This window comes from Parerythrobacter aurantius, from assembly GCF_045291475.1.
In the GTDB taxonomy this organism is placed as follows: domain Bacteria; phylum Pseudomonadota; class Alphaproteobacteria; order Sphingomonadales; family Sphingomonadaceae; genus Parerythrobacter; species Parerythrobacter aurantius.
The window spans coordinates 1,580,686-1,606,888 of sequence record NZ_CP147985.1 but is presented as its reverse complement, the minus strand read 5'-3'; the positions used below and the strand labels follow the sequence as shown (position 1 = coordinate 1,606,888).

The 26,203-nt window shown below is 66.7% G+C and carries 28 protein-coding genes and 1 tRNA gene; 16 read left to right on the top strand and 13 right to left on the bottom strand.

The annotated features are described in order from the left end of the window. Nucleotides 1-36: 36 nt before the first annotated feature. Entirely contained in the window at nucleotides 37-402 is a 366-nt protein-coding gene (locus WAB17_RS07925) for a hypothetical protein (protein ID WP_435416818.1), read from the bottom strand. A gap of 145 nt (nucleotides 403-547) precedes the next feature. Between WAB17_RS07925 and WAB17_RS07920 the strand changes: the two genes are divergently transcribed. Together WAB17_RS07920 and WAB17_RS07915 are read left to right on the top strand one after the other, a co-directional pair. Further along, a complete protein-coding gene (locus WAB17_RS07920; RefSeq protein WP_435416817.1) occupies nucleotides 548-1,975 on the top strand; it encodes an NAD-dependent succinate-semialdehyde dehydrogenase in 1,428 nt (475 codons plus the stop codon). 51 nt (nucleotides 1,976-2,026) lie between these two features. Then, on the top strand, nucleotides 2,027-2,404 hold the full coding sequence (locus tag WAB17_RS07915) for a VOC family protein (protein WP_435416816.1): 378 nt from the start codon (nucleotides 2,027-2,029) through the stop codon (nucleotides 2,402-2,404). Nucleotides 2,405-2,449: 45 nt separating this feature from the next. Here WAB17_RS07915 and WAB17_RS07910 read toward each other — a convergent pair whose 3' ends face one another. From WAB17_RS07910 to WAB17_RS07900, 3 genes are read right to left on the bottom strand one after another with little or no spacing between them, the layout of a single operon-like run. Then, complete coding sequence (locus WAB17_RS07910; protein WP_435416815.1) at nucleotides 2,450-3,316, bottom strand: isocitrate lyase/PEP mutase family protein; 867 nt, start codon at nucleotides 3,314-3,316, stop codon at nucleotides 2,450-2,452. Further along, nucleotides 3,301-3,825 (bottom strand): VOC family protein, encoded by a 525-nt coding sequence (locus WAB17_RS07905; RefSeq protein WP_435416814.1) that lies wholly within the window; start codon nucleotides 3,823-3,825, stop codon nucleotides 3,301-3,303. Before WAB17_RS07905 ends, WAB17_RS07910 begins: the two co-directional genes overlap by 16 nt. Then, a complete protein-coding gene (locus WAB17_RS07900) occupies nucleotides 3,825-4,469 on the bottom strand; it encodes a carboxymuconolactone decarboxylase family protein (protein WP_435416813.1) in 645 nt (214 codons plus the stop codon). Before WAB17_RS07900 ends, WAB17_RS07905 begins: the two co-directional genes overlap by 1 nt. Nucleotides 4,470-4,603: 134 nt before the next feature. On the opposite strand from WAB17_RS07900, the gene WAB17_RS07895 reads away from it, so the two are divergent. The 5 genes from WAB17_RS07895 (at nucleotide 4,604) to WAB17_RS07875 (ending at nucleotide 7,988) form a co-directional block, all read left to right on the top strand. After that, nucleotides 4,604-5,716, top strand: a complete 1,113-nt coding sequence (locus tag WAB17_RS07895) for an S-(hydroxymethyl)glutathione dehydrogenase/class III alcohol dehydrogenase (protein WP_435416812.1) — start codon at nucleotides 4,604-4,606, stop codon at nucleotides 5,714-5,716. A gap of 56 nt (nucleotides 5,717-5,772) precedes the next feature. After that, nucleotides 5,773-6,144 (top strand): VOC family protein, encoded by a 372-nt coding sequence (locus tag WAB17_RS07890; RefSeq protein ID WP_435416811.1) that lies wholly within the window; start codon nucleotides 5,773-5,775, stop codon nucleotides 6,142-6,144. 84 nt (nucleotides 6,145-6,228) lie between these two features. After that, nucleotides 6,229-6,705 carry a prolyl-tRNA synthetase associated domain-containing protein gene (locus WAB17_RS07885; protein WP_435416810.1) on the top strand — a complete coding sequence of 159 codons (477 nt, stop codon included), beginning with the start codon at nucleotides 6,229-6,231 and terminating at the stop codon, nucleotides 6,703-6,705. 138 nt (nucleotides 6,706-6,843) lie between these two features. Next, nucleotides 6,844-7,686, top strand: coding sequence for an S-formylglutathione hydrolase (gene fghA / locus WAB17_RS07880; RefSeq protein WP_435416809.1), 843 nt, complete (start codon nucleotides 6,844-6,846; stop codon nucleotides 7,684-7,686). 77 nt (nucleotides 7,687-7,763) lie between these two features. Beyond that, the gene (locus WAB17_RS07875; protein WP_435416808.1) at nucleotides 7,764-7,988 is read left to right on the top strand and encodes a hypothetical protein; all 225 of its coding nucleotides are present in this window, start codon (nucleotides 7,764-7,766) and stop codon (nucleotides 7,986-7,988) included. On the opposite strand, the gene metW is transcribed toward WAB17_RS07875, so the two are convergent. Beyond that, nucleotides 7,972-8,589 carry a methionine biosynthesis protein MetW gene (metW, locus tag WAB17_RS07870; protein WP_435416807.1) on the bottom strand — a complete coding sequence of 206 codons (618 nt, stop codon included), beginning with the start codon at nucleotides 8,587-8,589 and terminating at the stop codon, nucleotides 7,972-7,974. The genes WAB17_RS07875 and metW overlap by 17 nt on opposite strands. Continuing rightward, nucleotides 8,582-9,676, bottom strand: a complete 1,095-nt coding sequence (gene metX, locus WAB17_RS07865; RefSeq protein WP_435416806.1) for a homoserine O-acetyltransferase MetX — start codon at nucleotides 9,674-9,676, stop codon at nucleotides 8,582-8,584. Before metX ends, metW begins: the two co-directional genes overlap by 8 nt. 150 nt (nucleotides 9,677-9,826) lie before the next feature. Between metX and hisC the strand changes: the two genes are divergently transcribed. After that, on the top strand, nucleotides 9,827-10,927 hold the full coding sequence (hisC, locus tag WAB17_RS07860) for a histidinol-phosphate transaminase (RefSeq protein WP_435416805.1): 1,101 nt from the start codon (nucleotides 9,827-9,829) through the stop codon (nucleotides 10,925-10,927). After that, entirely contained in the window at nucleotides 10,924-11,826 is a 903-nt protein-coding gene (locus WAB17_RS07855) for a prephenate/arogenate dehydrogenase family protein (protein WP_435416804.1), read from the top strand. Before hisC ends, WAB17_RS07855 begins: the two co-directional genes overlap by 4 nt. Here the strand turns inward: WAB17_RS07855 and WAB17_RS07850 are convergent. From WAB17_RS07850 to ftsE, 4 genes are read right to left on the bottom strand one after another with little or no spacing between them, the layout of a single operon-like run. Beyond that, nucleotides 11,823-12,506, bottom strand: coding sequence for a lysophospholipid acyltransferase family protein (locus WAB17_RS07850; protein WP_435416803.1), 684 nt, complete (start codon nucleotides 12,504-12,506; stop codon nucleotides 11,823-11,825). The two genes, WAB17_RS07855 and WAB17_RS07850, sit on opposite strands and share 4 nt — an antisense overlap. Then, a complete protein-coding gene (locus WAB17_RS07845) occupies nucleotides 12,503-13,021 on the bottom strand; it encodes a YdcF family protein (RefSeq protein ID WP_435416802.1) in 519 nt (172 codons plus the stop codon). Before WAB17_RS07845 ends, WAB17_RS07850 begins: the two co-directional genes overlap by 4 nt. Then, nucleotides 13,018-13,953, bottom strand: a complete 936-nt coding sequence (locus WAB17_RS07840) for a cell division protein FtsX (RefSeq protein ID WP_435416801.1) — start codon at nucleotides 13,951-13,953, stop codon at nucleotides 13,018-13,020. The genes WAB17_RS07845 and WAB17_RS07840 overlap by 4 nt, the downstream gene beginning before the upstream one ends. Continuing rightward, nucleotides 13,950-14,681 carry a cell division ATP-binding protein FtsE gene (gene ftsE, locus WAB17_RS07835; RefSeq protein ID WP_435416800.1) on the bottom strand — a complete coding sequence of 244 codons (732 nt, stop codon included), beginning with the start codon at nucleotides 14,679-14,681 and terminating at the stop codon, nucleotides 13,950-13,952. Before ftsE ends, WAB17_RS07840 begins: the two co-directional genes overlap by 4 nt. A gap of 154 nt (nucleotides 14,682-14,835) precedes the next feature. Here ftsE and WAB17_RS07830 point away from each other — a divergent pair, with 154 nt between their 5' ends. The 3 genes from WAB17_RS07830 (at nucleotide 14,836) to WAB17_RS07820 (ending at nucleotide 17,896) form a co-directional block, all read left to right on the top strand. Continuing rightward, complete coding sequence (locus WAB17_RS07830; protein WP_435416799.1) at nucleotides 14,836-15,774, top strand: MJ0042-type zinc finger domain-containing protein; 939 nt, start codon at nucleotides 14,836-14,838, stop codon at nucleotides 15,772-15,774. A gap of 112 nt (nucleotides 15,775-15,886) precedes the next feature. Continuing rightward, nucleotides 15,887-15,973 (top strand) — tRNA-Leu (locus tag WAB17_RS07825). Nucleotides 15,974-16,075: 102 nt separating this feature from the next. After that, entirely contained in the window at nucleotides 16,076-17,896 is a 1,821-nt protein-coding gene (locus tag WAB17_RS07820; protein ID WP_435416798.1) for a DEAD/DEAH box helicase, read from the top strand. A 6-nt stretch (nucleotides 17,897-17,902) separates the two neighbouring features. Here WAB17_RS07820 and WAB17_RS07815 read toward each other — a convergent pair whose 3' ends face one another. Beyond that, nucleotides 17,903-18,694, bottom strand: a complete 792-nt coding sequence (locus tag WAB17_RS07815; RefSeq protein WP_435416797.1) for a hypothetical protein — start codon at nucleotides 18,692-18,694, stop codon at nucleotides 17,903-17,905. 5 nt (nucleotides 18,695-18,699) lie between these two features. Further along, a complete protein-coding gene (locus WAB17_RS07810; RefSeq protein WP_435416796.1) occupies nucleotides 18,700-19,611 on the bottom strand; it encodes an SDR family oxidoreductase in 912 nt (303 codons plus the stop codon). A 146-nt stretch (nucleotides 19,612-19,757) separates the two neighbouring features. Between WAB17_RS07810 and putA the strand changes: the two genes are divergently transcribed. The 3 genes from putA (at nucleotide 19,758) to dcd (ending at nucleotide 24,114) form a co-directional block, all read left to right on the top strand. Continuing rightward, complete coding sequence (gene putA, locus WAB17_RS07805) at nucleotides 19,758-22,904, top strand: bifunctional proline dehydrogenase/L-glutamate gamma-semialdehyde dehydrogenase PutA (protein ID WP_435416795.1); 3,147 nt, start codon at nucleotides 19,758-19,760, stop codon at nucleotides 22,902-22,904. A 72-nt stretch (nucleotides 22,905-22,976) separates the two neighbouring features. Beyond that, complete coding sequence (locus tag WAB17_RS07800) at nucleotides 22,977-23,504, top strand: hypothetical protein (protein WP_435416794.1); 528 nt, start codon at nucleotides 22,977-22,979, stop codon at nucleotides 23,502-23,504. Between the two features lie 55 nt (nucleotides 23,505-23,559). Then, on the top strand, nucleotides 23,560-24,114 hold the full coding sequence (gene dcd / locus WAB17_RS07795; protein ID WP_435416793.1) for a dCTP deaminase: 555 nt from the start codon (nucleotides 23,560-23,562) through the stop codon (nucleotides 24,112-24,114). Between the two features lie 20 nt (nucleotides 24,115-24,134). Here the strand turns inward: dcd and WAB17_RS07790 are convergent, their stop codons facing one another. Next, nucleotides 24,135-24,806 (bottom strand): FAD-binding oxidoreductase, encoded by a 672-nt coding sequence (locus WAB17_RS07790; protein WP_435416792.1) that lies wholly within the window; start codon nucleotides 24,804-24,806, stop codon nucleotides 24,135-24,137. 138 nt (nucleotides 24,807-24,944) lie between these two features. Here WAB17_RS07790 and WAB17_RS07785 point away from each other — a divergent pair, with 138 nt between their 5' ends. Continuing rightward, nucleotides 24,945-26,129: an acyl-CoA dehydrogenase family protein gene (locus WAB17_RS07785; protein WP_435416791.1), complete on the top strand. Its 1,185-nt coding sequence runs from the start codon at nucleotides 24,945-24,947 to the stop codon at nucleotides 26,127-26,129. Nucleotides 26,130-26,203: the final 74 nt, after the last annotated feature.

Below are 26,203 nucleotides of genomic sequence, written 5' to 3'. Positions count from 1 at the left end.
CTGATAGGCGATGCAGCGTGACCCGCCGATGAACGGTCAGAGGCCGGAGGCGTCGAGCAGGAGCAGGCACCCGGGCCTGACATCCTCGAGGCTGCGCGATGCGTCCAGCGCCGCGACCTCGGCAAGGATGAGCGCCTGCACCCGGCCGCGATCGATCCCCAGTTCGTCCATCAATTGCGCGCCGGTTCGCACGAAGAATTCCTTCCCGCGCACTTCCATGTCGGGATAGCCGGGGTGGGCCGCGGTACCTGCATTCCGGTCGCGCTGGACGATGGCGAAGGCCGCCGCACAGCGCAGGCCAGCCTGTTGCTGCAGGGTCAGGCCCGCATCCTGGGCGGGAACAGGGCCAATCGACGGAGCGGGCGCGGCGGCGAGCGCGAGAGCGGGGAGCAGATTCAGCATCGGCCATGTCCTATAATGCGGAACCTTAACCCACGCTGCCCCTTTACTAAGCAATGTCCCCCGCCCAGATGGACCTGGCATTGCCGCTACACGCCCGCCTCCGGCCATTATCAGGCGCGCACGCGGTGCACACGAGAGGATTACCATGAGCAGCTACCCCCAATTATCCCTGTTGATCGGCGGCAAGGCCATCACCTCCGGCCGCGAGACGATCGATGTGCTCGATCCTGCGACGGGCGAAGCGATCGCCGCCCTGCCGCGCGCAAGTGCCGACGATCTCGACACCGCCCTCGCCAACGCCAAGGCCGGCTTCGCCAAGTGGCGCGTGACCGGGGCGGACGAACGCGAGGCCGTGCTGCGCAAGGCTGCCGGGCTGATCTGGGAGCGGGCGAAGGATATCGGCGCCGCCATCACCTGCGAACAGGGCAAGCCGCACAAGGAAGCCACAGGCGAAGTGATCTATTGCGCCATGTTGCTCGAATTCTATGCCGGCGAGTGCAAGCGGCTCTATGGCAGGACGCTGGTGCGCCCGGACGGCCAGCGCGCAGAGGTGCGGCATGAGCCGGTCGGCCCCGTAGCCGGTTTCAGCGCCTGGAACTTTCCGGCCTTGAACGTGATGCGCAAGATCGGCGGCCCGCTCGCCGCCGGCTGCTCGGTCATCGTCAAGCCGTCGGAGGAAACCCCGGCTGGCGGGCTCGCCATGGTCCAGGCGATGCTCGATGCAGGCGTGCCGGGTGACGTGTGCCAGGCGGTGTTCGGCGTGCCGTCGGAAATCAGCGAGCACCTGATGGGCAGCCCTGTCATCCGCAAGATCACCTTCACCGGCTCCACCGCGGTCGGCAAGCAACTCGCCAAGCTGGCAGCCGAGAACCTACAGCGCGCCACGCTGGAACTGGGCGGCCACGGCCCGGTGCTGGTGTTCAACGATGCCGATATCGACAAGGCGCTCGATACGATGGCGGGCAACAAGTTCCGCAACGCCGGGCAGGTCTGCGTCAGCCCTACTCGCTTCCTCGTCGAGGAAGATGTGTTCGAGCGGTTCCGCGACGGATTCGTCGACCGGGCCAAGGCGGTCAAGGTCGGCAACGGCATGGACGCCGACACCCAGATGGGCCCGATGGCGAGCGAACGCGGCCCGGACGGCATCCAGAAGAAGATCGCCGACGCGCGCGAGCATGGCGCGAAGGTACTCGCCGGCGGTGAGCGGATCGGCAACCAGGGCTATTTCCACCAGCCGACCGTGATGAGCGAAGTGCCGACCGACGCCGAGATCATGAACGAGGAACCGTTCGGGCCGGTCGCGATCATCAACCCCATGCGTGGCTACGATGCGATGGTCGAGGAAGCCAACCGCTTGCCTTATGGTCTTGCCGCCTACGCCTGGACGCAGGACGCCAAGCGCAAGATGCGGCTGGCGAGCGAGATCGAGGCCGGGATGATCGCCATCAACGGCGGGACGGTCAGCGCGGCCGATGCGCCGTTCGGTGGGGTCAAGTGGTCGGGCTACGGACTGGAAGATGGCGCTGACGGGGTTGCCGCTTGCCTAGTCAGCAAGACCGTGCACGAAAGCTGACAGTCGCCAGCACTGCTGGTAAGATGCCTCCCGGGAGAAGGAGGTGCTGCCATGTCTTTAGCTCAATGCAAGCCGGTGATCTTCATCGGAACAGCCAATCGCGCGGCGGCAAAGGTTTTCTATGGCGAAACGCTCGGCCTGACGCAGCTTTCCGAAGATGACTTCGCGGTGGTTTATGACCTCAATGGCACCATGATGCGGCTGAGCGATATCGGCGGTCACACGCCCAGCCCGCACACGATCCTCGGCTGGCTGGTCGATGATATCGCCACTACCATGTCCGTTCTTCGTGACCGCGGCGTCACTTTCCAGATCTACGAAGGCTTCGGCCAGCGCGAAGACGGGATTTGGCAAGCGCCGGGTGGCGGTCCCCAGATCGCATGGTTCCTCGATCCCGATGGCAACAATCTGAGCCTGACGCAGTTCTGAGCGAGCCGTGCCGGCACTTGGCGTTCCGATTGAGTTGCCGGATTTTCAGTCCGGGCAGTCATCCTCCGCCCAGATCGCCTCGAAGCCGACCGTACGATTGAGATCGGCGAAGGGCATATGGGCCGAGGTGTCCGGCACGCCGCTCGCCAATCCGGCATAGGCGGCCTGCAGCGCGGAGGCAGAGGCGGCGAGCCCCATCACCGGATAGATCGCGACGGCGAAGCCCATGGCCGCAAGTTCTGAGGGCGGAAGAAACGGAGTGCGTCCGCCCGCGACCATATTGGCGAGCAGCTTGGCGCCGGGAATAGCCTTGCCGATGGCCTCCAGTTCCTCGACGCTTTCCGGGCTTTCGACGAACAGGATATCCGCCCCCAGTTCGTGGAACGCCTGTGCCCGCTCGATGGCGGCGGCGAGACCGTGCGCCGTCCGCGCATCAGTGCGGGCGACGATCTTGAAGGCCCTATCCTGCCGCGCATCGAGCGCGGCCTTGATCCGGTCGAGCGCTTCTTCCAGCGGCACCACCTCGCGCCCCGGCGTATGGCCGCAACGCTTGGGAAAACGCTGGTCCTCGATCTGGATCGCCGCCGCGCCGGCCGCTTCGTAGGCCCGCACCGTTTCCGCCACATCGCCGAAGCCGGTATCGGCATCGACGATCAGCGGCACGTCGACCGCGCCCAGCAATCGTTCGATCCGGCCCACCATGTCGCCCCGGCCGAGGAAGCCCGCATCGGGCTGGCCGAGCAGGCTGGCGCTGACGCCATAGCCGGTGAGGTAGAGCGCCTGCGCCCCGCTCGCCGCCGCCAGCCGCGCACTCAGCCCGTCATACACGCCCGGAGCCGTGATCAGCCCGCCCGCATTCAGCAGCTCGGCAAACCGGTGCGCGCCGACGTTCACGCTCAGGCCGGTTCCCACATCTTCATCATCGCCGGTGGCGGCGAGGGTTTGAACTCGGTCTCGTCTAGCGCTGCCAGCGCGCGTTCGCGGTCGGCGGCCGTGAATTCGCCGGTGGTCAGGCAGAATTCGACCGCGTTGCCGTTGGGATCCTGGGTATAGATCGACTTGCACCAATTGTGGTCGATCTCGAACACCTGCAGCCCTGCCGCGCGCCATTTCTCGCGCCACTGGGCGAATTCCTCCTCGCTGCTCACGGCGAAGGAGTAGTGATTGGTGGCAGGTGGCAGCCTGGCCGCCTTGTTAAGGTCGAATATGTAGTCCTCCGCCCCCGGCCCGTCGTGGAGTTCCCAAAAGGCGATGAAGCGGCTGTCGTCGCCGTCCATGCGGTAGAAGAAGTGCTTGCCCCACCCACCCGACATGATCGGCGCGACCTCGACCTTGACCAGTTCGAACCCCATGATCCCTTCGTAGAATTCGTGGGTCGCCCTCATGTCCTTCGCGGCCAGCGCCAGATGATGATAGGCCATCAGTCCGTCTCCCTTTCGTCCACCATCGCCATGACGTCCTGCGAACCTTCGCCCGGTGCAGGCACTTCGACGACCCGGTCGTCGACATCGTCATATTCGAGCCTCAGCGCCCGGCTCATCACGGCGTGCATCATGTAGGTGCAGGTAATGTAGGTCAGCTCGAGGATTTCCTCGTCCGAGAGATACGCCTTGAGCACTGCGAACACCCCGTCGGGCACCCGCCCGCGTTGCAGCACCAGCGCATCGGTATAGGCCAGTACTGCGCGTTCGATTTCGCTGAAGCAGCCCGCCGCCGCCCAGTGCGGGATGGCCTGCACCTGGTCCTCGGTCAGGCCGGCATCGCGGCTGGCCTTGCAATGCTGCGAGAACACGAATTGCGAGCCGACGGTGTAGCCCGCCCGCGTCTGGCCCAGCTCGCGCAGCTTCGGGTCGAGCTTGCGTTCGGGCGAGCGGTAGAACTGGAAGCCTTCGGTGGTGTGGCGGAAAGCGTCGGGGACGATGTTGAACACCGTCCACCAATTGCCCGGCGTGCCGGTGGCGGTGCCAGGTTCCGCGATCGGGTCACGCTCGCCGAACAACAGGGTGAAGATGCGGTCGGCATAGGGATTGCCCGCCTCGCGCCCGGCCTGTTTGAGTCGCGGCATGGAACTCTCCCTCTCCTGCCCTGGGCGCCAAGACGTATCGCAGGCGGAGGGGCGCGCCAAGGCGGAAAGCGCGATTGACCTCGCGTCGCCCAAGCGCCTAGTCCCTCGCCGACCGACATCAGGAGACCACCCCCATGAAGACCCGCGCCGCCGTCGCCTTTGAAGCCAAGAATCCGCTGGAGATCGTCGAGCTCGATCTCGACGGACCCAAGGCGGGCGAAGTGCTGGTCGAGATCATGGCGACGGGCATCTGCCACACCGATGCCTATACGCTCGACGGGCTCGATAGCGAGGGCATCTTCCCCTCCGTTCTGGGCCATGAAGGCGCTGGCATCGTGCGCGAAGTCGGCGCGGGCGTCACCAGTGTGAAGCCGGGCGATCACGTGATCCCGCTCTACACCCCCGAATGCCGCCAGTGTAAGTCGTGCCTCAGCGGCAAGACCAACCTGTGCACCGCGATCCGCGCGACGCAAGGCAAAGGGCTGATGCCCGATGGCACGACGCGCTTCAGCTACAAGGGCCAGCCGATCTATCACTACATGGGCTGCTCGACCTTCTCGAACTTCACCGTCTTGCCCGAGATCGCGGTGGCGAAAATCCGCGAGGACGCGCCGTTCCAGTCTGCCTGCTACATCGGCTGCGGCGTCACCACCGGGGTCGGCGCGGTGACCAACACCGCCAAGGTGCAGGTCGGCGACAATGTCGTCGTGTTCGGCCTCGGCGGGATCGGTCTCAACGTCATCCAGGGCGCACGGCTGGCGGGGGCGAACCTCATCGTCGGCGTCGACATCAACCCCGACCGCGAGGAATGGGGCAGGCGTTTCGGCATGACCCACTTCCTCAATTCTGCCGGAATGAGCCGCGAGGAGGTTGTGGCCAAGATCGTCGAGATGACCGATGGCGGCGCCGACTACACCTTCGACGCCACCGGCAACACCGAAGTGATGCGCACTGCGCTGGAGGCATGCCACCGCGGCTGGGGCACCTCGATCATCATCGGGGTCGCCGAAGCGGGCAAGGAAATCGCCACCCGTCCGTTCCAGCTCGTCACCGGCCGCAACTGGCGCGGCACGGCGTTTGGCGGGGCCAAGGGCCGCACCGACGTGCCGAAAATCGTCGACATGTACATGACCGGCAAGATCGAGATCGACCCGATGATCACGCACGTCATGGGCCTGGAGGAGATCAACACCGCCTTCGACCTGATGCACGAAGGCAAGTCGATCCGCAGCGTGGTTGTCTATTGACCCGACTCGTGCCCGGGGACAGGTAGCGAAACGCAACGCAAAGAGGAGAGAGCGGCATGTTCAGCCACATGATGGTCGGATCGAACGATATCGACCGGTCCAAGAAATTCTACGACGCGACGTTCAAGGCAATGGGCGGGCGCGAGGGCATCGTCGATCCCAAGGGGCGGCTGATGTATCTCCACAATGGCGGCGCTTTCCTCGTCACCCAGCCGATCGACGGTCAGCCGGCGACCCATGGCAACGGGTGCACGGTCGGCTTCTCGATGACCCCGGAACAGGCCGACGCCTGGCACGCGGCAGGTGTTGCCAACGGCGGCACCGCGATCGAGGACCCGCCGGGCGAGCGTCCCGGTTCGGGCATGTATCTCGCCTATCTGCGCGATCCGGACGGTAACAAGCTCTGCGCCCTGCACCGGATGGGCTGATCGTTTGACGATGCGCGGCCAGCAATCCCCCTCCCCGGCGGGGAGGGGTTAGGGGTGGGGGCCGCAACAGGTGAAGCAGGCCTCATGGCGGACCTTCTCGCGCATGCGATCCCGCACCGGGTGCATGAACACCCGGCGGTCTTCACCGTCGAGGAAAGCGCCGACATCAAGGCGCATCTTCCCGGTGAGCATACCAAGAACCTGTTCCTCAAGGATGCGGGCGGCGCCTATTGGCTCGTGACCGTGTCCGCCGACATCCGCGTCGACCTGAAACGCCTGCCCGAGGCGATCGGCTGCAAGCGGGTGAGTTTCGGCAATGCCGAGGACATGCAGCGCCTGATCGGCATCGCGCCCGGGTCGGTCACTCCCCTCGCCATGATCAATGCGGCGCCCGGAAGCGTGACCGTGGTGCTCGACAGCGGGCTGGCGCGAGCTGGGCTGGTCAACGTCCACCCGCTGCGCAACACCGCGACGGTCGGGCTGTCCGGCGCGGACATCTTGCGCCTGCTGCGGCATTGGGGCCATGCGCCGGTGGCGGCGGCGATTCCCGCCAAGACCTGAGATACCAGATCCCGTCACCCCGGACTTGATCCGGGGTCCCGCTTTCTTCCGGCCGAGCGCAATATCGCGAAAGAAGCGGGACCCCGGCTCGGGGGCCGGAGTGACGGGGAAGCAAACCGAAGTGCAAAGGCTGAACCCATGACCCTCGAAACCATCAGCCAGATCCGTAGCCATGGCGGGGTGCAAGGCGTCTACGCACACCGGTCGGCGGAGACCGGCACCGAGATGACCTTCTCGGTCTTCCTTCCCGCCCATGCCGAGGGCGAGACGTTGCCGGTGCTATGGTATCTTTCGGGCCTCACCTGCACCCATGCCAATGTCACCGAGAAGGGCGAATTCCGCGCCGCCTGCGCGCAGCACCGCGTCGCCTTCATCGCCCCCGACACCAGCCCGCGCGGCGACGATGTGCCCGATGTCGCAGACGAATACGATTTCGGCAAGGGCGCGGGTTTCTATGTCGATGCGACGCAGGAGCCTTGGGCAAAGCACTACCGTATGCGCAGCTATATCGAGCGTGAGCTGCCCGCAGTGGTTGCCGCACATTTCCCGCTCGACATGGCCCGCCAGTCGATCACCGGGCACTCCATGGGCGGCCACGGTGCCTTGACCATCGGCTTGCGCAACCCGGCCCGCTTCCGCTCGATCAGCGCCTTCGCCCCGATCGTTGCGCCGGGCGAGGTGCCGTGGGGCGAAAAGGCGCTGGGCCGCTACCTGGGCGAAGACCGCTCAGCATGGCGCGAATATGATACTGTTGCCCTGATCGAGGACGGCGCGCGGCATTCCCATCTGCTGGTGGACCAGGGCACCGCCGACACCTTCCTCGAGGAACAGCTTCGCCCCGGCCTGCTCGCCATGGCCTGTGCGAAAGCGGGGATGGAGCCGACCATCCGGCTGCAGGAAGGCTACGACCATTCATACTACTTCATCTCGACCTTCATGGCCGAGCACGTGGGGTGGCATGCGAAATATCTGGCAGAATAGCGTCGAACGGATAAGATAATCTTGGCGGAGCTTGGTTGAAGTAACGAAGTTATGCCGTCGCTTAGGAGGTCGCCGAAATGCAATGGTATGTCGTTCTGGTCACGCTGGTGCTTATTTCAATTTTTTGCGCTTTGGCCGCAATTGCCGATTTGAGGAGCGGGACCACACGGATGGCGCACGAGGAACATGACGTTTCGCGCCAGACACTGCCCCTAAACTACTGGCTCGGCGTCAGTTCGAAGATTGCAGGCGCGGTGACCGGGGCTGCGCTGGCGGCAGTGGTCGCTATCTCTTACCTCTGACCGGGGCGGCGTCGCGGCTCACCTCGAACAGGGCATATTCCGCGCGCCAGTTGGCACCGCCGCCGGACACCTCGCGTTCCCGCGTGAAGAACCAGCGGTTCTCGATCCGGATGCCGAGGCCGCCGGCGAGTTCCTCGAAGTCTTTCACCGTCACATGGTGGATGTTCGCCGTCTCGTACCAGCTGACGGGCAGGTGGCGCGTCACCGGCATGCGACCCTTGCTCACCAGCGCCCAGCGCATCCGCCAATAGGCGAAGTTGGGAAAGCTGACGAAAGCGCGCCTGCCGACCCGCAGCAGCTCGGCCAGCATATGGTCGGGCCGGGCGGTGGTCTGGAGCGTCTGGCTGAGGATGGCGTAGTCGAACGCGCCATCGGGATAGAAGGCGAGGTCGCGGTCGGCATCGCCCTGCACCACGCTGAGCCCCTGCGCCACGCAGCGCTCGACGCAGGTCCCGTCGATCTCGATACCGCGCGCATCGACCTGCTTGCCGTCGCGCAGCGCCGCCATCAGCGCGCCATCGCCGCACCCGACATCGAGCGCGCGGCTGCCCGGCTCGATCCGCTCGAGAATGGTGCGAAGGTCGGGGCGCAACTCAGCCATCGAGGAAACCCCTCACCACCCGGTCGAGCGCCGGGACGTCGAGCAGGAAACTGTCATGGCCGAACGGGGCGCTCAGCTCGACGAAACTGACGGGCGCGCCCGCGGCATTGAGCGCATGGACGACGTGACGGCTCTCGGCGGTCGGGTAGAGCCAGTCACTGTCGAAGCTGACGAGGCAGAAGCGTGCCGTCGTGCCGGCGAAGGCGTCTGCCAGTTTGCCGCCATGCTCTTCGGCGATATCGAAATAGTCCATCGCGCGGGTAATGTAGAGGTAGCTGTTGGCATCGAACCGCCGGGTGAAGCCGCTGCCCTGGTAGCGCAGGTAGCTCTCGATCTGGAAATCGGCGTCGAACCCGAAAGTCTTTTCCGCCCGATCCTGGAGGCGCCGCCCGAATTTCTCGGTCAGTCCTTCCTCGCTCAGATAAGTGATATGCGCCGCCATCCGCGCTACCGCCAGCCCGGCGTCGGGAGCCTGCTCGCTGGTGTAGTAATCCCCCTCGCGCCAGTTCGGGTCGGCCATGATCGCCTGCCGCCCGACCTCGTGGAAGGCGATATTCTGCGCCGAGTGCCGCGCAGTGGTGGCAATGGCGAGCACGCGCGCGGCGCGTTGGGGCCAGTTGGCGGCAAGGCTCAGGGCCTGCATTCCGCCCATCGAGCCGCCGACCACGGCGTGAAGCTGCTCGATCCCCAGCCCGTCGAGCAGGCCGACAAGTCCGCGCACCATGTCGCGAATGGTGATGACAGGAAAACGCATCCCGAAAGGCTCGCCGTCGGGGGCAAGGCTGGCGGGCCCGGTCGATCCCATGCAGCTGCCGATAACATTGGCGCAGATCACGTGATAGCGATCCGTGTCGATCGGGAGGCCCGGCCCGACCATCCGTTCCCACCAGCCGGGCTTTCCGGTGATGGGGTGGGTGCTGGCAAGATACTGGTCGCCGGTCAGCGCATGGCAGACGAGGATCGCGTTCGACTTGTCCGCCGCCAGCGCGCCATAGGTTTCGTAGGCGATCTCGACACGCTCAAGCACTTGCCCGCTGTCGAGGGACAGCGGGTCAGACAGCGCAATTGTGTGGTGCGGATTGGACACTCGAGAATACGCCAGCAGGAAGGAAAGGGCTTCGACAGGCTCAGCCCGAACGGGATTTGGAGATTGCCCGTACCCGTTCGCCCTGCGCTTGTCGAAGGGCTGTATTTTCTTTTTTGCCGTGTCAACGCGTTGCTCTAGGAGGCCCGCACTATGACGAGCCGCCCCACCATCAAGCCCTGGATCGCTGGCATCCATGCCTATGTCCCCGGAAAATCGATCGGCAAGGGCGGACACGAGCTCATCAAGCTGTCCGCCAACGAGAATCCGCTGGGGTGCTCGCCAGCCGCGCTGGAGGCGCTCGCCGCCAGTGCCGGCCCGGCGCGCTACCCCGATCCGGACTCGCGGGCGCTGCGCGGCAAGATCGCCGAGGTGCACGGCCTCGATGCTGAGCGTGTGGTCTGCGGCACCGGTTCGGACGAACTGCTCAACCTTGCGGCGCAGGCCTTTGCCGGACCCGGTGACGAAGTGCTGTTCAGCCGTTTCAGCTTCGCCGTCTATGACATTGCCGCACGGCGCTGCGGCGCGACGCCGGTCGAAGCGCCCGACAGAGACTACGCCACCGACGTCGATTCCCTGCTGGCGGCGGTCAACGGGCGGACCCGCGTGGTGTTCGTTGCCAACCCCAACAATCCGACCGGCAGTTTCCTGCCCCGCGTCGAGATCGCGCGGCTCCATGCGGGCCTGCCTGCATCGGTGCTGCTGGTGCTCGACCAGGCCTATGCCGAATACCTTGCGCCGGAGGAGGATGACGGCGGTTTCAAGCTCGCCGCTGCGCATGAGAACGTGCTCGTCACCCGCACCTTCTCCAAGGCCTATGGCCTGGCCGGCGAGAGGATTGGCTGGGCCACAGGCGCGCCTCAACTGATCGATGCGCTCAATCGCATTCGGGGGCCGTTCAACGTCACCAACGGGGGACAAGCGGCGGCATTGGCGGGCCTGGCCGACCAGTCCTTCATCGCTGCGACCCGCGACCACAACGCGCGCGAACTGGCGCGTTTCAGCGAGGCTATGGCGGCGCTGGGCAATCACGGCATCCGCCCGCTGCCGAGCAAGGCCAATTTCGTGCTGGTGCTGTTCGAGGGCGCGCTGACCGCCGCCGCCGCGCTCGAAGCGCTGGCCGATGCGGGCTACGCCGTGCGCCACCTGCCCGGCCAAGGCCTGCCGCAGGCCTTGCGCATCACTATCGGCACCGCCGCGGACATGGATGCCATCGCCGCCGCGATCGCCGCGGCGGCGGAAGCCGCGCAGTGAGCTTCCAGCGGGTCGCCATCATCGGCCTCGGGCTGCTCGGCGGTTCGCTCGGCCTCGCCCTGCGCGATCGTCTGCCGCAGGTCGAGACCACCGGCTATGACCGCGATCCGGCAACGCGCCAGCGCGCCGCCGAGCGCGGGCTGGTCGGCACCGTCTGCGAGACGGCCGCCGATGCCGTCGCCCGGGCGGACCTTGTCGTCCTCTGCGTCCCGGTCGGTGCCATGGGCGAGGCAGCACGCGAACTCGCGCCTGCCCTGTCCGCAGATGCCGTCGTCAGCGATGTCGGCTCGTCCAAGCGGTCGGTGCAGAAGGCGCTGGCCGAGGCCTTGCCCGGTCACGTCAACATCCCCGCCCACCCGGTCGCCGGGACGGAACAGAGCGGGCCGGACGCCGGTTTCGCGACCTTGTTCGAGGGCCGCTGGTGCATCCTAACCCCGCCCGAAGGCGCGCCGCAAGAGGCGGTCAGGCGGCTCACTGCCTTGTGGCAGTCGCTCGGCGCGAAGGTCGAAATCATGGATGCCGAGCATCACGACATCGTGCTCGCCGTCACCAGCCACATCCCGCACCTGATCGCCTATACCATCGTCGGCACCGCGTCGGACATGGAAGGCGTGACCCGCAGCGAAGTGATCAAGTACTCCGCCGGCGGTTTCCGCGACTTCACCCGCATCGCCGCCAGCGACCCTGTGATGTGGCGCGACGTCTTCCTCAACAATCGCGATGCCGTGCTGGAAATGCTGGGCCGCTTCACCGAGGATCTCACCGCGCTCCAGCGCGCCATCCGTTCAGGCGACGGCGAGACGCTGCACGACCTCTTCAGCCGCACCCGCGCCATCCGCCGCTCGATCATCGACGAAGGGCAGGACGACGCAAAGCCCGACTTCGGGCGGGATCATTAAGTCGCATTGAGTGCGTTGATCGCAGCCTCAGTCTGTCGTTCCACCTCGTCGCGCGGCAGGCCGGGCGGTATCGGCACGCCGAACTTGTAGGTGATGGTCCCGGGCCGCTTGATCCAGCTGTGGTAGAGCGGGCCGCTGTCGACCGCGACCGGCACCACCGGCAGGCCGACCATCTTGTAAATGCCGGAAAAGCCCGATTGGAGCTTTCCGCGCTGTCCGTGAGGCACGCGGGTTCCTTCGGGGAAAATCACCAGCGGGCGGCCCTCGTCGGCCTTGCGCCGTGCCTCGCGCATGATCCTCAGCAGCGTCTTCGCGCCTTCGCTGCGCGCGACCGGCACCAGGCCGTATTGCTGCGCGAGGAAGCCCCACACCGGGATTCGGAACAGTTCCTTCTTGGCGAAGACCACCGGAAACTGGAACATCTGCGGCGCGTCGAGCGCTTCGAAGAAGCTTTCGTGCTTGATCGCGTAAAGCGCCGGTCCCTCGTGCCGCTCGCCCTCGATCGCAATGTCGATCCCGACGATCGTGCGCAGGCAATCGCGGTGGTACCCCGCCCAGCCCTTGACCGCGCGGCGGAACAGCTTGCGGTCGACGACGAACGCCAGCAGCGCCAGCACCACATAGATGCTGCTGCCGATGTAATAGACCGGATAGAACAGGGCACTGCGCAGCACGTTCATCGCGAAAACAGGCTTGCGAGCATCTTGTTGTATTCGAGGAACAGGATGAACAGCGACGGCTCGGTCGGCACCGCGTCCTCGAGGACTTCAATATTGGTCGGCAGCTTGCTCCGCAATTCGCCCGCCGCCCGGCGCATGTGCCAGTCCGAGGTGACGAGGCGGAGCGACCTGATCTTGTTGGTGGCGACCCAGTCCGCCGTTTCCGCCGCGTTGCCACGCGTGTCTTCGGCGACATAGCCCAGTACGATGCAGCACTGCATCTGCGCCATGGAGACATCGAACTCGGCCGCGAACTCGCGCGGCTTCACGTCCCGGTCGACCCCGGTCACCAGCATCAGCCGGGCCTGGTCTGCGTCGATGATTTCGATCCCGCGGGCGATCCGCCCCGCCCCGCCCGTGGGCACGATTACCGCGTCGGTGGACTTGCCCTCGAGCGGGCGCGGCAGGCTGACCGCGAACCAGAGGAACCCGAGCGCCCAGGCGATGAGGACCAGCAGGGCGGACCGCCAGATCACAGCATTTTCCTCAGTGCGGCGACCACCGTCAGCCGGGCCGTGACCATCGCCAGCGCCACCGTGATGACGGGAACCGCCGCGATTGCCAGCCAGTCGTACCAGCGCAACCCTCCGCCCGCGACCATCCCGCTGTCGAGCGCGGCGAACTGCCGGCCCAGCAGCAGCACTGCCGTCATTCCAAGCACCAGGCCCACCGCCCCGCCCAGCGTCGCATCGAAGCCGACTGTGCGCTGGAACACCCGCGCGATCTGGACATCGGTGCCGCCCAGCAGGTGGACGATCTCGATCGTGTCGCGATTGCTGCCCAGTGCGCTGCGAGCGGCGAGGAACACCGCCGCCGTGCTCGTTCCCGCAAGCAGCACGACCAGCGCGACCGCCAGCCATTGCAGCGAGGTGATGGCCGAAAACACCGGCTGCAGCCATGTCGATTGCGCATCGATCCGCGCATCCGGCGCGACCTGCATGATCGCGGCCCGCATCCGTCGCAGCTTGTCCGGCGTGGCGGCCTCGCTCAATCGCACGTCGATCAGCGCCGGGATTGGCACGGCCTCTCGGTCTACCCCGGCGCCGAGCCAGGGTTCGAGCAGGCTTTCGAGTTCGCCCTGCGGCACCTGCCGCACGCTTGCGACGTCGCCGAAGCCTTCCAGCACCTCGCGCACCCTTGCAGCCTGGCGAGCGCGGTCCTCGCTGTCGGCCTGGACGATCTGCACCGTGGCGCCGCCCGAGAGTTCCGCCCGGGCGCCCTGCGCCAGGTTGCTGAGCGCCAGCCCGGCGGCAGTTGCCACGACCGTCAGCGCCACCATGATGGCAATCACCCAGGGCACCGGGCCGGCCAGGCTGCCCTGCGGCAGGAGCTGGCTGGTACGCTCGCCGCGGAAGGGCGACAGCCCGCGACGCGCCCGGCCACGATCCGCATGGTCGGCTCCGCTCATGACGCGCGCCCCCCGGCAGGGCGGCGCGGCGGGTTACGCAGCATACCGGTCGGATCGGACAGCCGCCCCTTGTCGAGCCGCATGATCATCGATTGCGGCACCTTCTGCAGCAGGTGCAGGTCGTGGGTCGCGACCACTACCGTCGTCCCCAGCCGGTTCAATGCCTCGAACAGGCGCAGCAGCTTTATCGCCATGTCGGGGTCGACGTTGCCGGTCGGCTCGTCGGCCACCAGCACGTCGGGGCGACCGATGACCGCACGGGCGATGGCGACGCGCTGTTGTTCCCCGCCCGACAGCGTCGCCGGGCGCGCCTCGGCCCGGTGCGCAAGGCCGACCCAGTCGAGCATGTCCGACACGGGCTTGGCCAGTTCCGCCTCCGGCACGCCCGAAACCCGCAGCGGCAGGGCGATATTGTCATAGGCGGACAGGTGCGGGACCAGGCGGAAGTCCTGGAACACCACCCCCAGCCGCCTGCGATAGGTCGGCAGGCGACCGCGCGGCAGGGTGATGACATCGGTCCCGAACATGCGGATCACCCCGCGCGACGGGCGCTGGGCGAGATACAGCAGCTTGAGCAGCGAGGTCTTCCCCGCTCCGCTCGCGCCGGTAAGGAAATAGAAACTCCCCGGCCACAGCGTGAAGCTGATGTCGCTGAGGATTTCCTTGCCGGTCCCGTAACGCAGGCCGACATTGTCGAAGGTCACGACCTCTTCGTCGCGCTCGCTCATCTTGCAGCCTTGCGGGAGTGGGGCGGAATGGCACCTGGCATCGTCGAAAGGGCCTATAGCGAGGCTTCCATGTGGAAAAAAGCGCCAAGCGCAAATGCATCCACCGCAGCCGCCCTTGCCACCGATTCGCTATGCGTCGTAAGGCGGTAGCCGGATGATCATTGCGTGCCCCGCCTGTTCCACCCGCTATGTGGTGCCCGACAGCGCCATTGGCGTCGAAGGCCGCACCGTTCGCTGCGCCAAGTGCAGGCACAGCTGGTTCCAGGACGGGCCTGAACCGCCAGCCCGGCCTGCCGCCGGACCGCCCTCGGCGGAACCGGACGCACAGACCGGCATGGCAGCCGCCCCCGCCGCCACTCCCGAGGTGACTGCCAGACCCGCGCCGCCCGCCGGACGCGCGCCGACAGGGGAAACGGCGGATCGTCCCGCAGCCGAGCCCCGCCAGGCGTCGGCCAGGCCCGAGCCCGCCCCGCCCCCCGTGGCGGCGACCGAGGACGCGCCTGCAGAACCGGAAACCGCCGCCGACGATGCGGCAGATACTCCGCCCGCTCGCGGCGTGTTCGAAGGGCCGCCGCCGTTCGGCGAACCGACGCCTCCACCGCCGCCGGTGCCCGACCCCGAAGAGGGATATTCGCAGTTCGATTACGAGCCGCCGTTCCGCGCGCGGCGCAATCCGCTCAAGATCTGGACCGCGGTTGCCGCGCTGTTCGCCTTGGCAGCTGCGGGCACCATCGCGGCGATATCCTTCTACGGCACGCCCGACTGGCTACCGGTCAGCAAACCGACCTTCGGCCTCGACCAGCCCGACCTGAGGCTCGACTTCCCGTCCAGCCAGCAGGACCGCCGGCCCATGTCCGACGGCAGCATACTGTTCGCCGTCAGCGGCAAGATCACCAACATCGGGCGCGAGACGCGGCGGGTGCCCAACGTCCTGGTTGCCCTGTACGATTCGAACGACAACCGCGTGTGGCGCTGGGAGATCAAGCCTCCGGTGACGACGCTGGCGCCCGGGGAATCGGTGACCATCAACGAGGCGACCAATTCGGTGCCGAAACGCGCGCGGCGCGCCCGGATCGGCTGGAGCCCCAACTGAGCCCGGCCCTGCGCACGCAATTCGCGCAAAGCCGCTTGCAGCGTCCGGAACACGCTGCTAGGGGCGCGCTCCTACCACCCCGGGGCCCGCAATCTGGCAGCCCTGACTGTGTGCGGTCGTGGCGGAACTGGTAGACGCGCAACGTTGAGGTCGTTGTGGGCGAAAGCCCGTGGAAGTTCGAGTCTTCTCGACCGCACCAACTTTTTTCGACAGTGTCGGACTTGCCTGCGGGCACCCAACCGCCGCGTCGCTGCACCTGACGTCCTGGCTGCGATGCGGCTGACCCTTGCGAGATCCGATCATGAGTTTCTCCAATCTCCCCCCCGCCCTGCGCGATGCGCTGGCCCAGCGCGGCTATGCCGATGCCACCCCGGTGCAGGCCGCCGTGCTCGAACCCGAAGCGGCCGGGCGCGACCTGGTCGTTTCGGCGCAGACCGGTTCGGGCAAGACCGTCGCCTTCGGCCTCGCCATGGCCGGTGAACTGCTCGACGATGACGGCAAGCTGCGTTTCGCCGCCGGGCCGCTCGCGCTGGTAGTCGCGCCCACACGCGAATTGGCGCTGCAGGTCAGCCGCGAGCTCGCCTGGCTCTACCAGGCGGCGGGCGCCCGCATCGCCACCTGCGTCGGCGGCATGAATCCGACCAAGGAGCGCCAGGTGCTGCGCGGCGGGGCCAATATCGTCGTCGGCACTCCAGGGCGCCTGCGCGACCACTTGGAACGCGGCGCACTCGACCTCTCCGCGCTCGCCGCCGTCGTGCTCGACGAAGCGGACGAAATGCTCGACATGGGCTTCCGCGAAGAGCTCGAGGAAATCCTCGACGCAACGCCCGAAAGCCGCCGCACGCTGCTGTTCTCGGCCACTATGCCCAAGCCCATCGAGGCGCTCGCCCGCCGCTACCAGCACGACGCGCTGCGCATCGCGACTCTGGGCGACCAGCGCGGGCATGGCGACATCGCCTACCAGGCGGTGACCGTCTCCCCGCCCGAGATCGAGAACGCGGTGGTCAACCTGCTTCGTTACCACGAGGCGGAGACTGCCATCCTGTTCTGTGCCACCCGCGACAATGTGCGGCATCTTCACGCGACCTTGCAGGAGCGCGGCTTTGCGGTCGTGGCCCTGTCTGGCGAACATTCCCAGCAGGAACGCAACCACGCGCTGCAGGCGCTGCGCAATCGCCGCGCCCGGGTCTGCGTCGCCACCGACGTTGCCGCGCGCGGGATCGACCTGCCCTCTTTGAGCCTCGTCGTCCATGTCGAGATCCCGCGCGACGCGGAGACACTGCAGCACCGATCGGGCCGCACCGGGCGCGCGGGCAAGAAGGGCACCGCCGTGCTGATCGTGCCGTTCTCGCGCCGCCGCCGGGTCGAGGAAATGCTCCGCCGGGCCCGGATCGAAGCCGAATGGACCGATGCGCCCGACCGCGAGTCGATCAAGGCGAGGGACCGCGAGCGCTTGCTGGAGGTGCTGCTCCAGCCGGTCGAGATCGACGAAGGCGACCGCGAACTGGCCGACCGCCTGCTGGCCGAGAAAAGCCCCGAAGATATCGCCGCTATGCTGGTGGCCTCGCACCGGGCCAAGATGCCCGAGCCCGAAGACCTGCTGGCAAACACGCCCGAGGCGCGCCGCGCCGCGCAGCAGGAGCGCCACCGCCCGGGCTTCGAGGACACGGTGTGGTTCCGCATGGACATCGGCCGTCGCCGCAACGCCGATCCGCGCTGGATCCTGCCGCTGCTGTGCCGCCGCGGGCACATCACCCGCAACGAGATCGGCGCGATCCGCATCGGGCCGAACGAAACTTTCTTCCAGATCCCGCGCAATGTGGCGGGCAAGTTTGCCGCCGCGGTCGAGCGCACCGCCGGGGGCGAGGACGACCAGGAGAAGATTCTGATCGAGCCCTCGAACGAAACCCCGCGCGATGCGGCCCGCGAAAACCGCCGCGAAGGGCAGCGCGATGGCCGCCGTGACGACAGGAAGGGGCCGCCCCCGCGCCGCGACAATACGCGCGTGCCCGGCGGGCCGGGAGCTCGCTCCGAGGATCGCCAGCGCGCAAAGCCCAAGCCCCACCGCAAGGGCGGGACAGGCGGCAAGCTGCCGTTCAAGGGCAAGCCGAAAGATCGCTAGGCGCCGTCAGGCGTAGTCGAACCGCGCCTCGCAGCAGGGCCTGCCGGCCTGGTGAATGGTCACCGACGCGGTGTCGTCCCCCGCTATGCTGAACGGCACTCCCAGCTCGACATAGCGCCGGAAGTGCATTTCCCCGCCGCTCGGCAGGGCTGCGCCCTTGCCCAGCACCAGCGCGGCGTATTGTCGCACCGCTTCGGCCAAGTGGGTCGCGTTCACATGGTCGCCGGAACCGCTCATGTAGGGGTGGCCCGGGGGCAGGCCGTTCCCGGGCGTGACCAGCGCCAGCCCCGCATCATCGGCGCCGAGGAAGCTGCCGCCTGCCACCGGCGCATGGACGGCCTCGTCCGCCGCGAACACGAAGGGCGCGCGCTCCGAGCCCGCCGCCGCCTTGGCCTCGGCGCGCCAGCCTTCGAAATTGCGGGTGCGGAAGACCACCCCCGCCCCGCTCATGCGGTAAACCAGCCGACCGGCGGCATCGAACATGGTGATGCGGAAGCGCTGCTTGCCATCGTCATCGTAGTAATCCGCCAGGCCATGATGCGCATGGCCGCAGCCGGGCGCGCCGCATTGCCATTCCATTTCCGTGAGCGCGGTCCACTGGCCGTCGTCCCAGCTGTGCTTGGCAAGCCCGGCCTCGACCGAGGCCCAGAAGTTCACCGTCTGCACCACGATCGGGTGATGCGGATCGAGCGCCAGCCAGGGCCATGCGCGCCGATCATCGGAGCAGGTCAATGCAACCGAGCCGTCGCCCAGCACCTCGTGCGCGGTGCAGAAACGGGATTCGCCCAGCTGCGCCATGGCGCCTACCCTTCGCGCGTATCGACGCTCCGCTCGGCCTTGTCCCTGGCGTTGGTGCCCTTGATCATGGTGCGCATATGCTCCCACTCGGCATCGCCCAGCGGGGCCAGCGCCTGGTAGAAATTGCCGCTGTTGGCCTGGTAACCCGCACCGTCGATGGCGATGGTCTGGCCGTTGACCCACTCGGCCCCTGGGCCCATCAGGAACACCGTGAGGTTGGCAAGTTCGTGCATTTCGCCATGGCGGCCCATCGGGTTCATCCGGTCACCCGAATTGCCGCCGCGCCCGCCGGGGCTGAGGCGCGCGCTCATCCCGTCGGTGGGGAAAAGCCCCGGGGCGATGGCGTTGAAGCGCAGGCCATAGCGACCCCACTCGACGGCGAGGCTCTGGGTCATGTTGTTGATCGCGCTCTTGCTCATGGCCGATGGCACGGTGAAGGGCCCGCCGTTCCAGATCCAGGTGGTCAGGATGGCGAGGAAGTTGCCGCGCTTGCCTTCCTTGATCAGCCGCGTGCCGACTTCGTGCGTGACATAGAAGGTGCCGCGAAAGACGATGTCGGCAATGGCATTGAAGCCGTTGACGGAAAGGTCCTCGGTCCGGCTGATGAAATTCCCCGCGGCGTTGTTGACCACGCCGGTCAGCGCGCCGCCTTCCCAGATGCGGTCGATCATCGCCTTGATCGAATCGTGGCTGCGGATGTCGCAGGCATGGCCCGTCACTTTCCCGCCGTGCCGCCCCATCAGCTCGTCGGCGGTTTCCTGCAGCTTGCCCTCGCGCCGGCCGCAAATGTGGACTTCCGCCCCGAGCTTGAGGAAGGCCTCGGCCATTTCCTTGCCCAGCCCGGTGCCGCCGCCGGTGACGAGGATGCGCTCGCCCGCCATCAGCCCGTCGCGATACATCAGCCTGGCAATATCCATCGCCTTCCCTCCCCTCGATATGTTCGTTTGTTGCGGCGGGGATAGCGGCTCCTTTGCGGCAATGCGAGGCCCCTTGATTGCGCCAATTTTCGGGTTCACGGGCGGCAAGACCCCGTGAGTCATCAGCTCGAGAGAAACCCGCGCCCATGCCAGACTTCGCCCCGCTCGACCGCACCGCCCTGCGCCAGGCCTACCGGATGGAAGAGGAGGCCTGCGTGGCCGAGCGGCTGCGGCAGGCGGCTGCCGCGCAAGGCGTGCATCGCGAGGCGCAGGCACTGGCCGTCAGGCTGATCGAGGATGCCCGCAGCCGCAAGGCGAGCGGGATCGATGCTTTCCTGCAGACCTATGGCCTCGCGACCGAGGAAGGCATCGCGCTGATGTGCCTCGCCGAGGCATTGCTGCGCGTGCCCGACCACGCCACCGCCGACGCGCTCATCCGCGACAAGCTGGGCGATATCGACTGGAGCGAGCACCTGGGCGAAAGCAGCTCCACCTTTGTCAATGCGGCGACTTTCTCGCTGATGCTGACCGGCGAAGTGCTGGATCGGCCGGACGAAAAGCAGCGCGGCATGGGCACTACGCTCAAGCGGACGATCAACCGGCTGGGCGAACCTGTCATCCGCAAGGCGACATTGCAGGCGATGAAGATCCTCGGCGGGCAGTTCGTCTATGGCCGCACCATCGACGAGGCGCTGAAGCGTGCCCGGCCCGAACGCACCAAGGGCATCACCCACAGCTTCGACATGCTGGGCGAAGGCGCGCTGACCTTTGCCGATGCGGAGCGCTATCGCCAGTCCTACGCTGCGGCGATCGCCCGGCTGGCGGCCGAGAGCGACGGATCGATGCGGTCGAGCCCGGGCATATCGGTCAAGCTGTCGGCGCTCTATCCGAGATACGACGTGTTCCACCAGCAGGCGGCAGTCGCGGCGCTGGTGCCGATGCTGCGCGACCTCGCCCTGCAGGCGCGCGCGGCCAACATGCATTTCAACATCGACGCCGAGGAAGCCGAGCGGCTCGAAATCTCGCTCGACATCATCGAGCAACTGGTCGCCGACGACGATCTCTTCGCAGAGGGTTGGGAAGGCTTCGGCATCGTCATCCAGGCCTACCAGAAACGCGCCGCGCCGCTGTGCGACTGGGTGATCAGGCTCGCCCGCCGTCACGGTCGCCGCTTGATGGTCCGACTGGTCAAGGGCGCCTACTGGGACAGCGAGATCAAGCTGAGCCAGGTCGGCGGGTACACGGATTTCCCGGTCTTCACCCGCAAGGTGGCGACCGATGTCAGCTACCTCGGCTGCGCGGCCAGGCTGCTCGAAGCACAGGACGCGATCTATCCTGCATTCGCCACGCACAATGCCTACACCGTGGGCGCGATCAAGGCGCTCGCTGGCAGCATGGCCTCCAGCGGTGGAGAGCCAGGCCAACAGGGCCCCGAGTTCGAGTTCCAGCGCCTGCACGGCATGGGCGAGGAACTTTACGACGCGCTCGCCGCAGCCGAGGGCAATCGCAAGTCCCGGGTGCGCATCTACGCGCCGGTCGGCGTGCACGAGGACTTGCTGGCCTATCTCGTCCGCCGCCTGCTGGAGAACGGGGCCAATTCGAGCTTCGTCAACCGCATGGCCGATGCCGAGGTTCCTGCCGTCGAGCTGGCGGGCGATCCGGTGGCGGAACTCGCCGCGCTCTCCCCGCGCCGCAATCCGGATATCGCGCTGCCCGCCAATATCTTCCCCAATCGCAGGAACAGCGCGGGCGTGGACCTCGCCGATCCCCTGGTGCGCGAACCATTGCTGGCGCGGCTGCATGCGCTGGAGGAGCGTCAATGGCACGCCGGCCCGACCTTCCCGGCAGCGCAGGCAGGCGAGGAAGCCCCGATCACCGCCCCGCAGGATCTTGGCCACACAGTCGGCATTCGCCGCGATGCGACCGAAGGGGAGGTGCGCGATGCCATTGCCCGCGCCGTGACTATCCAGCCGGGCTGGAACGCGCTCGGCGGCGAGAAGCGCGCGTTGCTGCTGGAAGAAGCCGCCGACCTGTTCGAGGCGCACACAGACGAATTTATCAGTCTCTGCCGCCGCGAAGCGGGCAAGACCGTGCTCGACGGGGTGCTCGAAGTGCGCGAGGCGGTCGATTTCCTGCGTTATTATGCCGCCGAGGCGCGGCGCCAGTTTACCGCCCCCACCATCCTGCCCGGCCCGACCGGGGAGGAGAACCGGCTGCACTTGGCGGGCCGCGGGGTCTTCGCCACGATCAGCCCGTGGAACTTCCCGCTGGCGATCTTCATCGGCCCTGCCGCCGCCGCCATGGCCGCCGGCAACACCGTGGTCGCCAAGCCGGCCGAGCAGACCCCGCTGATCGCCGCGCTGGCGGTGCGCCTGTGCCACGAGGCGGGCATTCCGGAGGATGTGTTCCAGCTGCTCCCCGGTACGGGCGACGTAGGCCAGATGATCACCTCCGACCCTCGCCTTGCAGGTGTCGCCTTCACCGGCTCGACCGACACGGCGCGCGCGATCAACCGTGCGCTCGCCGCGCGCGAGGGGCCGATCGCGACCTTCATCGCCGAGACCGGCGGGCAGAACGCGATGATCGTCGACAGCAGCGCGCTGCCGGAACAGGTCGCGCGCGACGTCGTCGCCAGCGCGTTCCAGAGCGCGGGCCAGCGCTGTTCGGCGCAGCGCGTGCTGTACCTGCAGGACGATGTCTACGACCGGATGCTCGAGATCATTCGCGGCGCGTTCGAAGCGCTCTCGATCGGCGATCCGGCGGACTTCGCCACCGACGTCGGCCCGGTGATCGATCCCGATGCACAAGCAGCGCTCGAGCGCCATGTCGCCCGTCGCAAGCAGGGCGGCGCACAGGTCTGGCGGCGCGACCTGCCCGCGTCCGCCGCCCAAGGCTGTTTCGTCGCGCCGACCATCATCGAGATCGAGTCGATCGCGGATCTGAAGCGCGAGAACTTCGGCCCCGTGCTCCATGTCGCCCGTTTCCGGGCCGACCAGCTGGAACAGGTCATTGAGGATATCAATGCCACCGGCTTCGGCCTGACGCTGGGCCTGCACAGCCGGATCGAAGCCACCCGCCGCTTCGTCGAGGCGCGGGCGCGGGTCGGGAACTTCTACGTCAATCGCAACCAGATCGGGGCGGTAGTGGAAAGCCAGCCCTTCGGCGGCGAAGGACTGTCTGGCACGGGGCCCAAGGCCGGCGGGCCGCACTATGTCGCCCGCTTCGCCACCGAGCGCGTGGTCTGCATCGACACGACCGCTGCCGGCGGCAATGCGACGCTGCTGGCAGGATAGGGTTTGAAGGCAGGAAACGGACGGAAAACGGGGGCTTATCATGGACCGATTCGAGCGTTAAGACGCGCGCCCATGGGCCGATACCTCAAGCTTCTCCTCGCCATTTTCGCCTTCGCCTGGTCGGGCGCTGCCGCAGCGGAAGTGAAGATGCACTTCCATTCCTTCGACGGCTCGGTGCTGTTCGGGCGCTATCCCCATGCCTTCGTCGTGCTGGAAGGCACGCTGTCGACCGGCAAGCGGGTGGACGAAAACTACGGCTTCTCCGCGCTCCGCACCACGCCGGCAATCCTCAAGGGTCCGGTGGAACACACGGTCATCTCGGAAAAGCCCAAGACGATCCCGAAGACCAACCGCCACTTCACGTTGACGATCAGCGATGCGCAATACGCGCGGATCAAGCGCGAGATCGAGTCATGGCGCAGCGCACCTGGCAAGTACTACGACCTCGAGACGCGCAACTGCATCCATTTCGTGGGCCGCATGGCGGAGCTGGCCGGACTGAAGGTCAGCTATCCCAAGGACATGCTGCGGCGGCCGAAGAAGTGGCTCAACCACATTACCGCCATCAATCCCGCGCTCGGGGCAAAGCAAATCAAATAGGGGAAATCGGCTAGCATTGCTTGCCGCCCCGGGCACATTGGGGAATCGTGCGGACATGGCGATTCTTTCCGACAAGTGGATCCGCGACAAGGCGATGAACGAGGGGATGATCGAACCCTTCGTCGAGGCGCAGCGGCGCGAGGGGTGCATATCCTACGGGCTGTCGAGCTTCGGTTATGACGCGCGGGTGGCGCCCGAGTTCAAGATCTTCACCAATGTCGACAGCGCGGTGGTCGATCCGAAGGATTTTGCCAGCAACAGTTTCGTCGACCGCGAGACCGATGTCTGCATCATTCCGCCCAACAGCTTCGCACTGGCGCGAACGGTGGAATATTTCCGCATCCCCGAGGATGTACTGGTGATCTGCCTGGGCAAGAGCACCTATGCCCGTTGCGGGATCATCGTGAACGTGACCCCGCTGGAGCCGGGCTGGGAAGGCCACGTGACGCTGGAATTCAGCAACACCACCCCGCTGCCGGCCAAGATTTATGCCAACGAAGGGGCGTGCCAGTTCCTGTTCTTGGCTGGCAACGAACGACCCGAGGTGACCTATGCCGACCGCGCAGGCAAATACATGGGCCAGCGCGGCGTTACCCTGCCGCGGCTTTAGCGCTGCGGCCTGACAGGGGGTTACTGCTCTTCCCGGACTAGACGGTCGTCTGTGACCCCGCGCGCCTTCAGCGCCGTGACGAGCGCTTCCTCCATCGGCGGCGGGCCGCACAGGTAGACGATACCGGACAGGTCGACGCCCGCCTGATCGAGATAGTCGCCGTCCACCATGCCGGAGTGTAGGCCCGGCGCCTGTTCGTCGGTCAGGACAAGGTCGAGATCGAGCCCGGGCATCGCCTCCAGCTCCTCGCGAAGGATGATGTCGTTTTCGCGCTCGTTGGAGAAGATGAGGCGATATCCCTCGAGCGTTCCATCCTTCTCCTGGCGGGCACGCAGGATGGCGATAAAGGGGGTGATCCCAGCCCCGCCGGCAATGATCGTGCCCGGTCCCTTGTCCTCGATCGCGCCCCACGGATCCTCGATGATAACCCGGTCGCCTGGCTCCATTTGGCCGATCTGCTCGGTGACGCCTGAATGGGACGGGTAGGACTTGATGACGAATTGCAACCGCTCTTCGCCGGGAAGCGAAGCGAAGGTGAAGGGCCGCTGCTCGCCGCGCCATCCGTCGCGGTCGAGCGCCAGATCGGTGGCCTGTCCGGGTCGGAAGTCGAAGCCCTCAGGCCGGTCGAACGTCAGTTCGTTGACGTTGTGCGTGACCGGGCGAATGGCCTTGAGCGTGAGGGTATGCGGCATCGGGGATTGATCCTGTCGTTACGTTCCCACCCCGCTATCCGAACGGTCGGAAAACCGGCGCGGTTCCCGGCCGGGGCGAGGCCTGTCGACACGGACACAGGAAACCGGATAGAGCGACCAAGGGAGGCATACCGCATCATGGAAACCCCGCTGTTCGACCAGTGGCGCGCCCGGTCGCCGCATTACGACGAAACGCATGAGGCCGTGTGCCAGAGCGTGCGGAGCTTCGTCGCCCGCGAGATCATGCCGCATGTCGCGGAATGGGAAGCGGCAGGCGAATTGCCGCGCGAGCTGCATCGCAAGGCCGCCGAAGCGGGGGTGATCGGCATGGGCTACCCTGAGCATCTGGGTGGCAGCGGGACGATCGAAGAAGGCGGCTTCGATATCTTCCACTCGCTGGTCCAGTCGGAGGAAATGTGCCGGCCAGGCGCGGGCGGCATACCCGCCTCGCTGCTGACCCACGGTATCGGCCTGCCGCCGATCATCGCCATGGGCAGCCCCGAATTGCAGCAGCGGATTGCGCCCGCAGTGCTGAGCGGCGAGAAGATAATATGCCTCGGCATCACCGAGCCGGACGGCGGATCGGATGTCGCCCAGCTCCGCACCCGGGCCGAGCGGCGCGGCGACCATTATGTGGTCACCGGCGAGAAGACCTACATCACCAGCGGCATGCGGGCCGACTACATAACGCTCGCCGTTCGCACCGGCGGCGAGGGTATGGGCGGCGTCTCGCTGCTGCTGGTCGAGATGGACCGGCCCGGCGTTGCCCGCACGCCGCTGGCCAAGATGGGCTGGCACGCCTCGGACACGGCGACGATCCATTTCGACGCGGTCGAGGTCCCGGCAAGCAATCTGATCGGGCCGGAGAACCAAGGCTTCGGCGGGATCATGCGCAATTTCAACGGCGAGCGGCTGGGCATGGCCCAGCAGGCGGCGGCCTACTCCCGGCTCTGCTACGAAGACGCGCTCGACTGGGCACGGCAGCGCGAGACCTTCGGTCGGCCGCTGGTGACGCGCCAGGCTATCCGCCACAAGCTCGCGCGGATGTTGCAGATGATCCAGGCGACGCAGGCGATGATCGACCATGCCGCCTGGACCGTGAAGACCGGCTGCGCCTTCCCCGGCGACTTCGCCCTGCTCAAGGTGCAGGCGACCCAGACCATGGAATATTGCGCGCGCGAGGCCTGCCAGATCATGGGCGGCGCCAGCTTCATGCGCGGCGGGCGGGTGGAGCGGATCTACCGCGAGGTGCGGGTGATGGCGATCGGCGGCGGCTCGGAGGAGATCATGTACGACCTTGCCAGCCGGCAATTCCGCTTCTGACAAGGGAACGCTTTGACTCCCGTTTCAGGAACACCCATTACCTGACTCGTCACCCCGGACTTGATCCGGGGTCC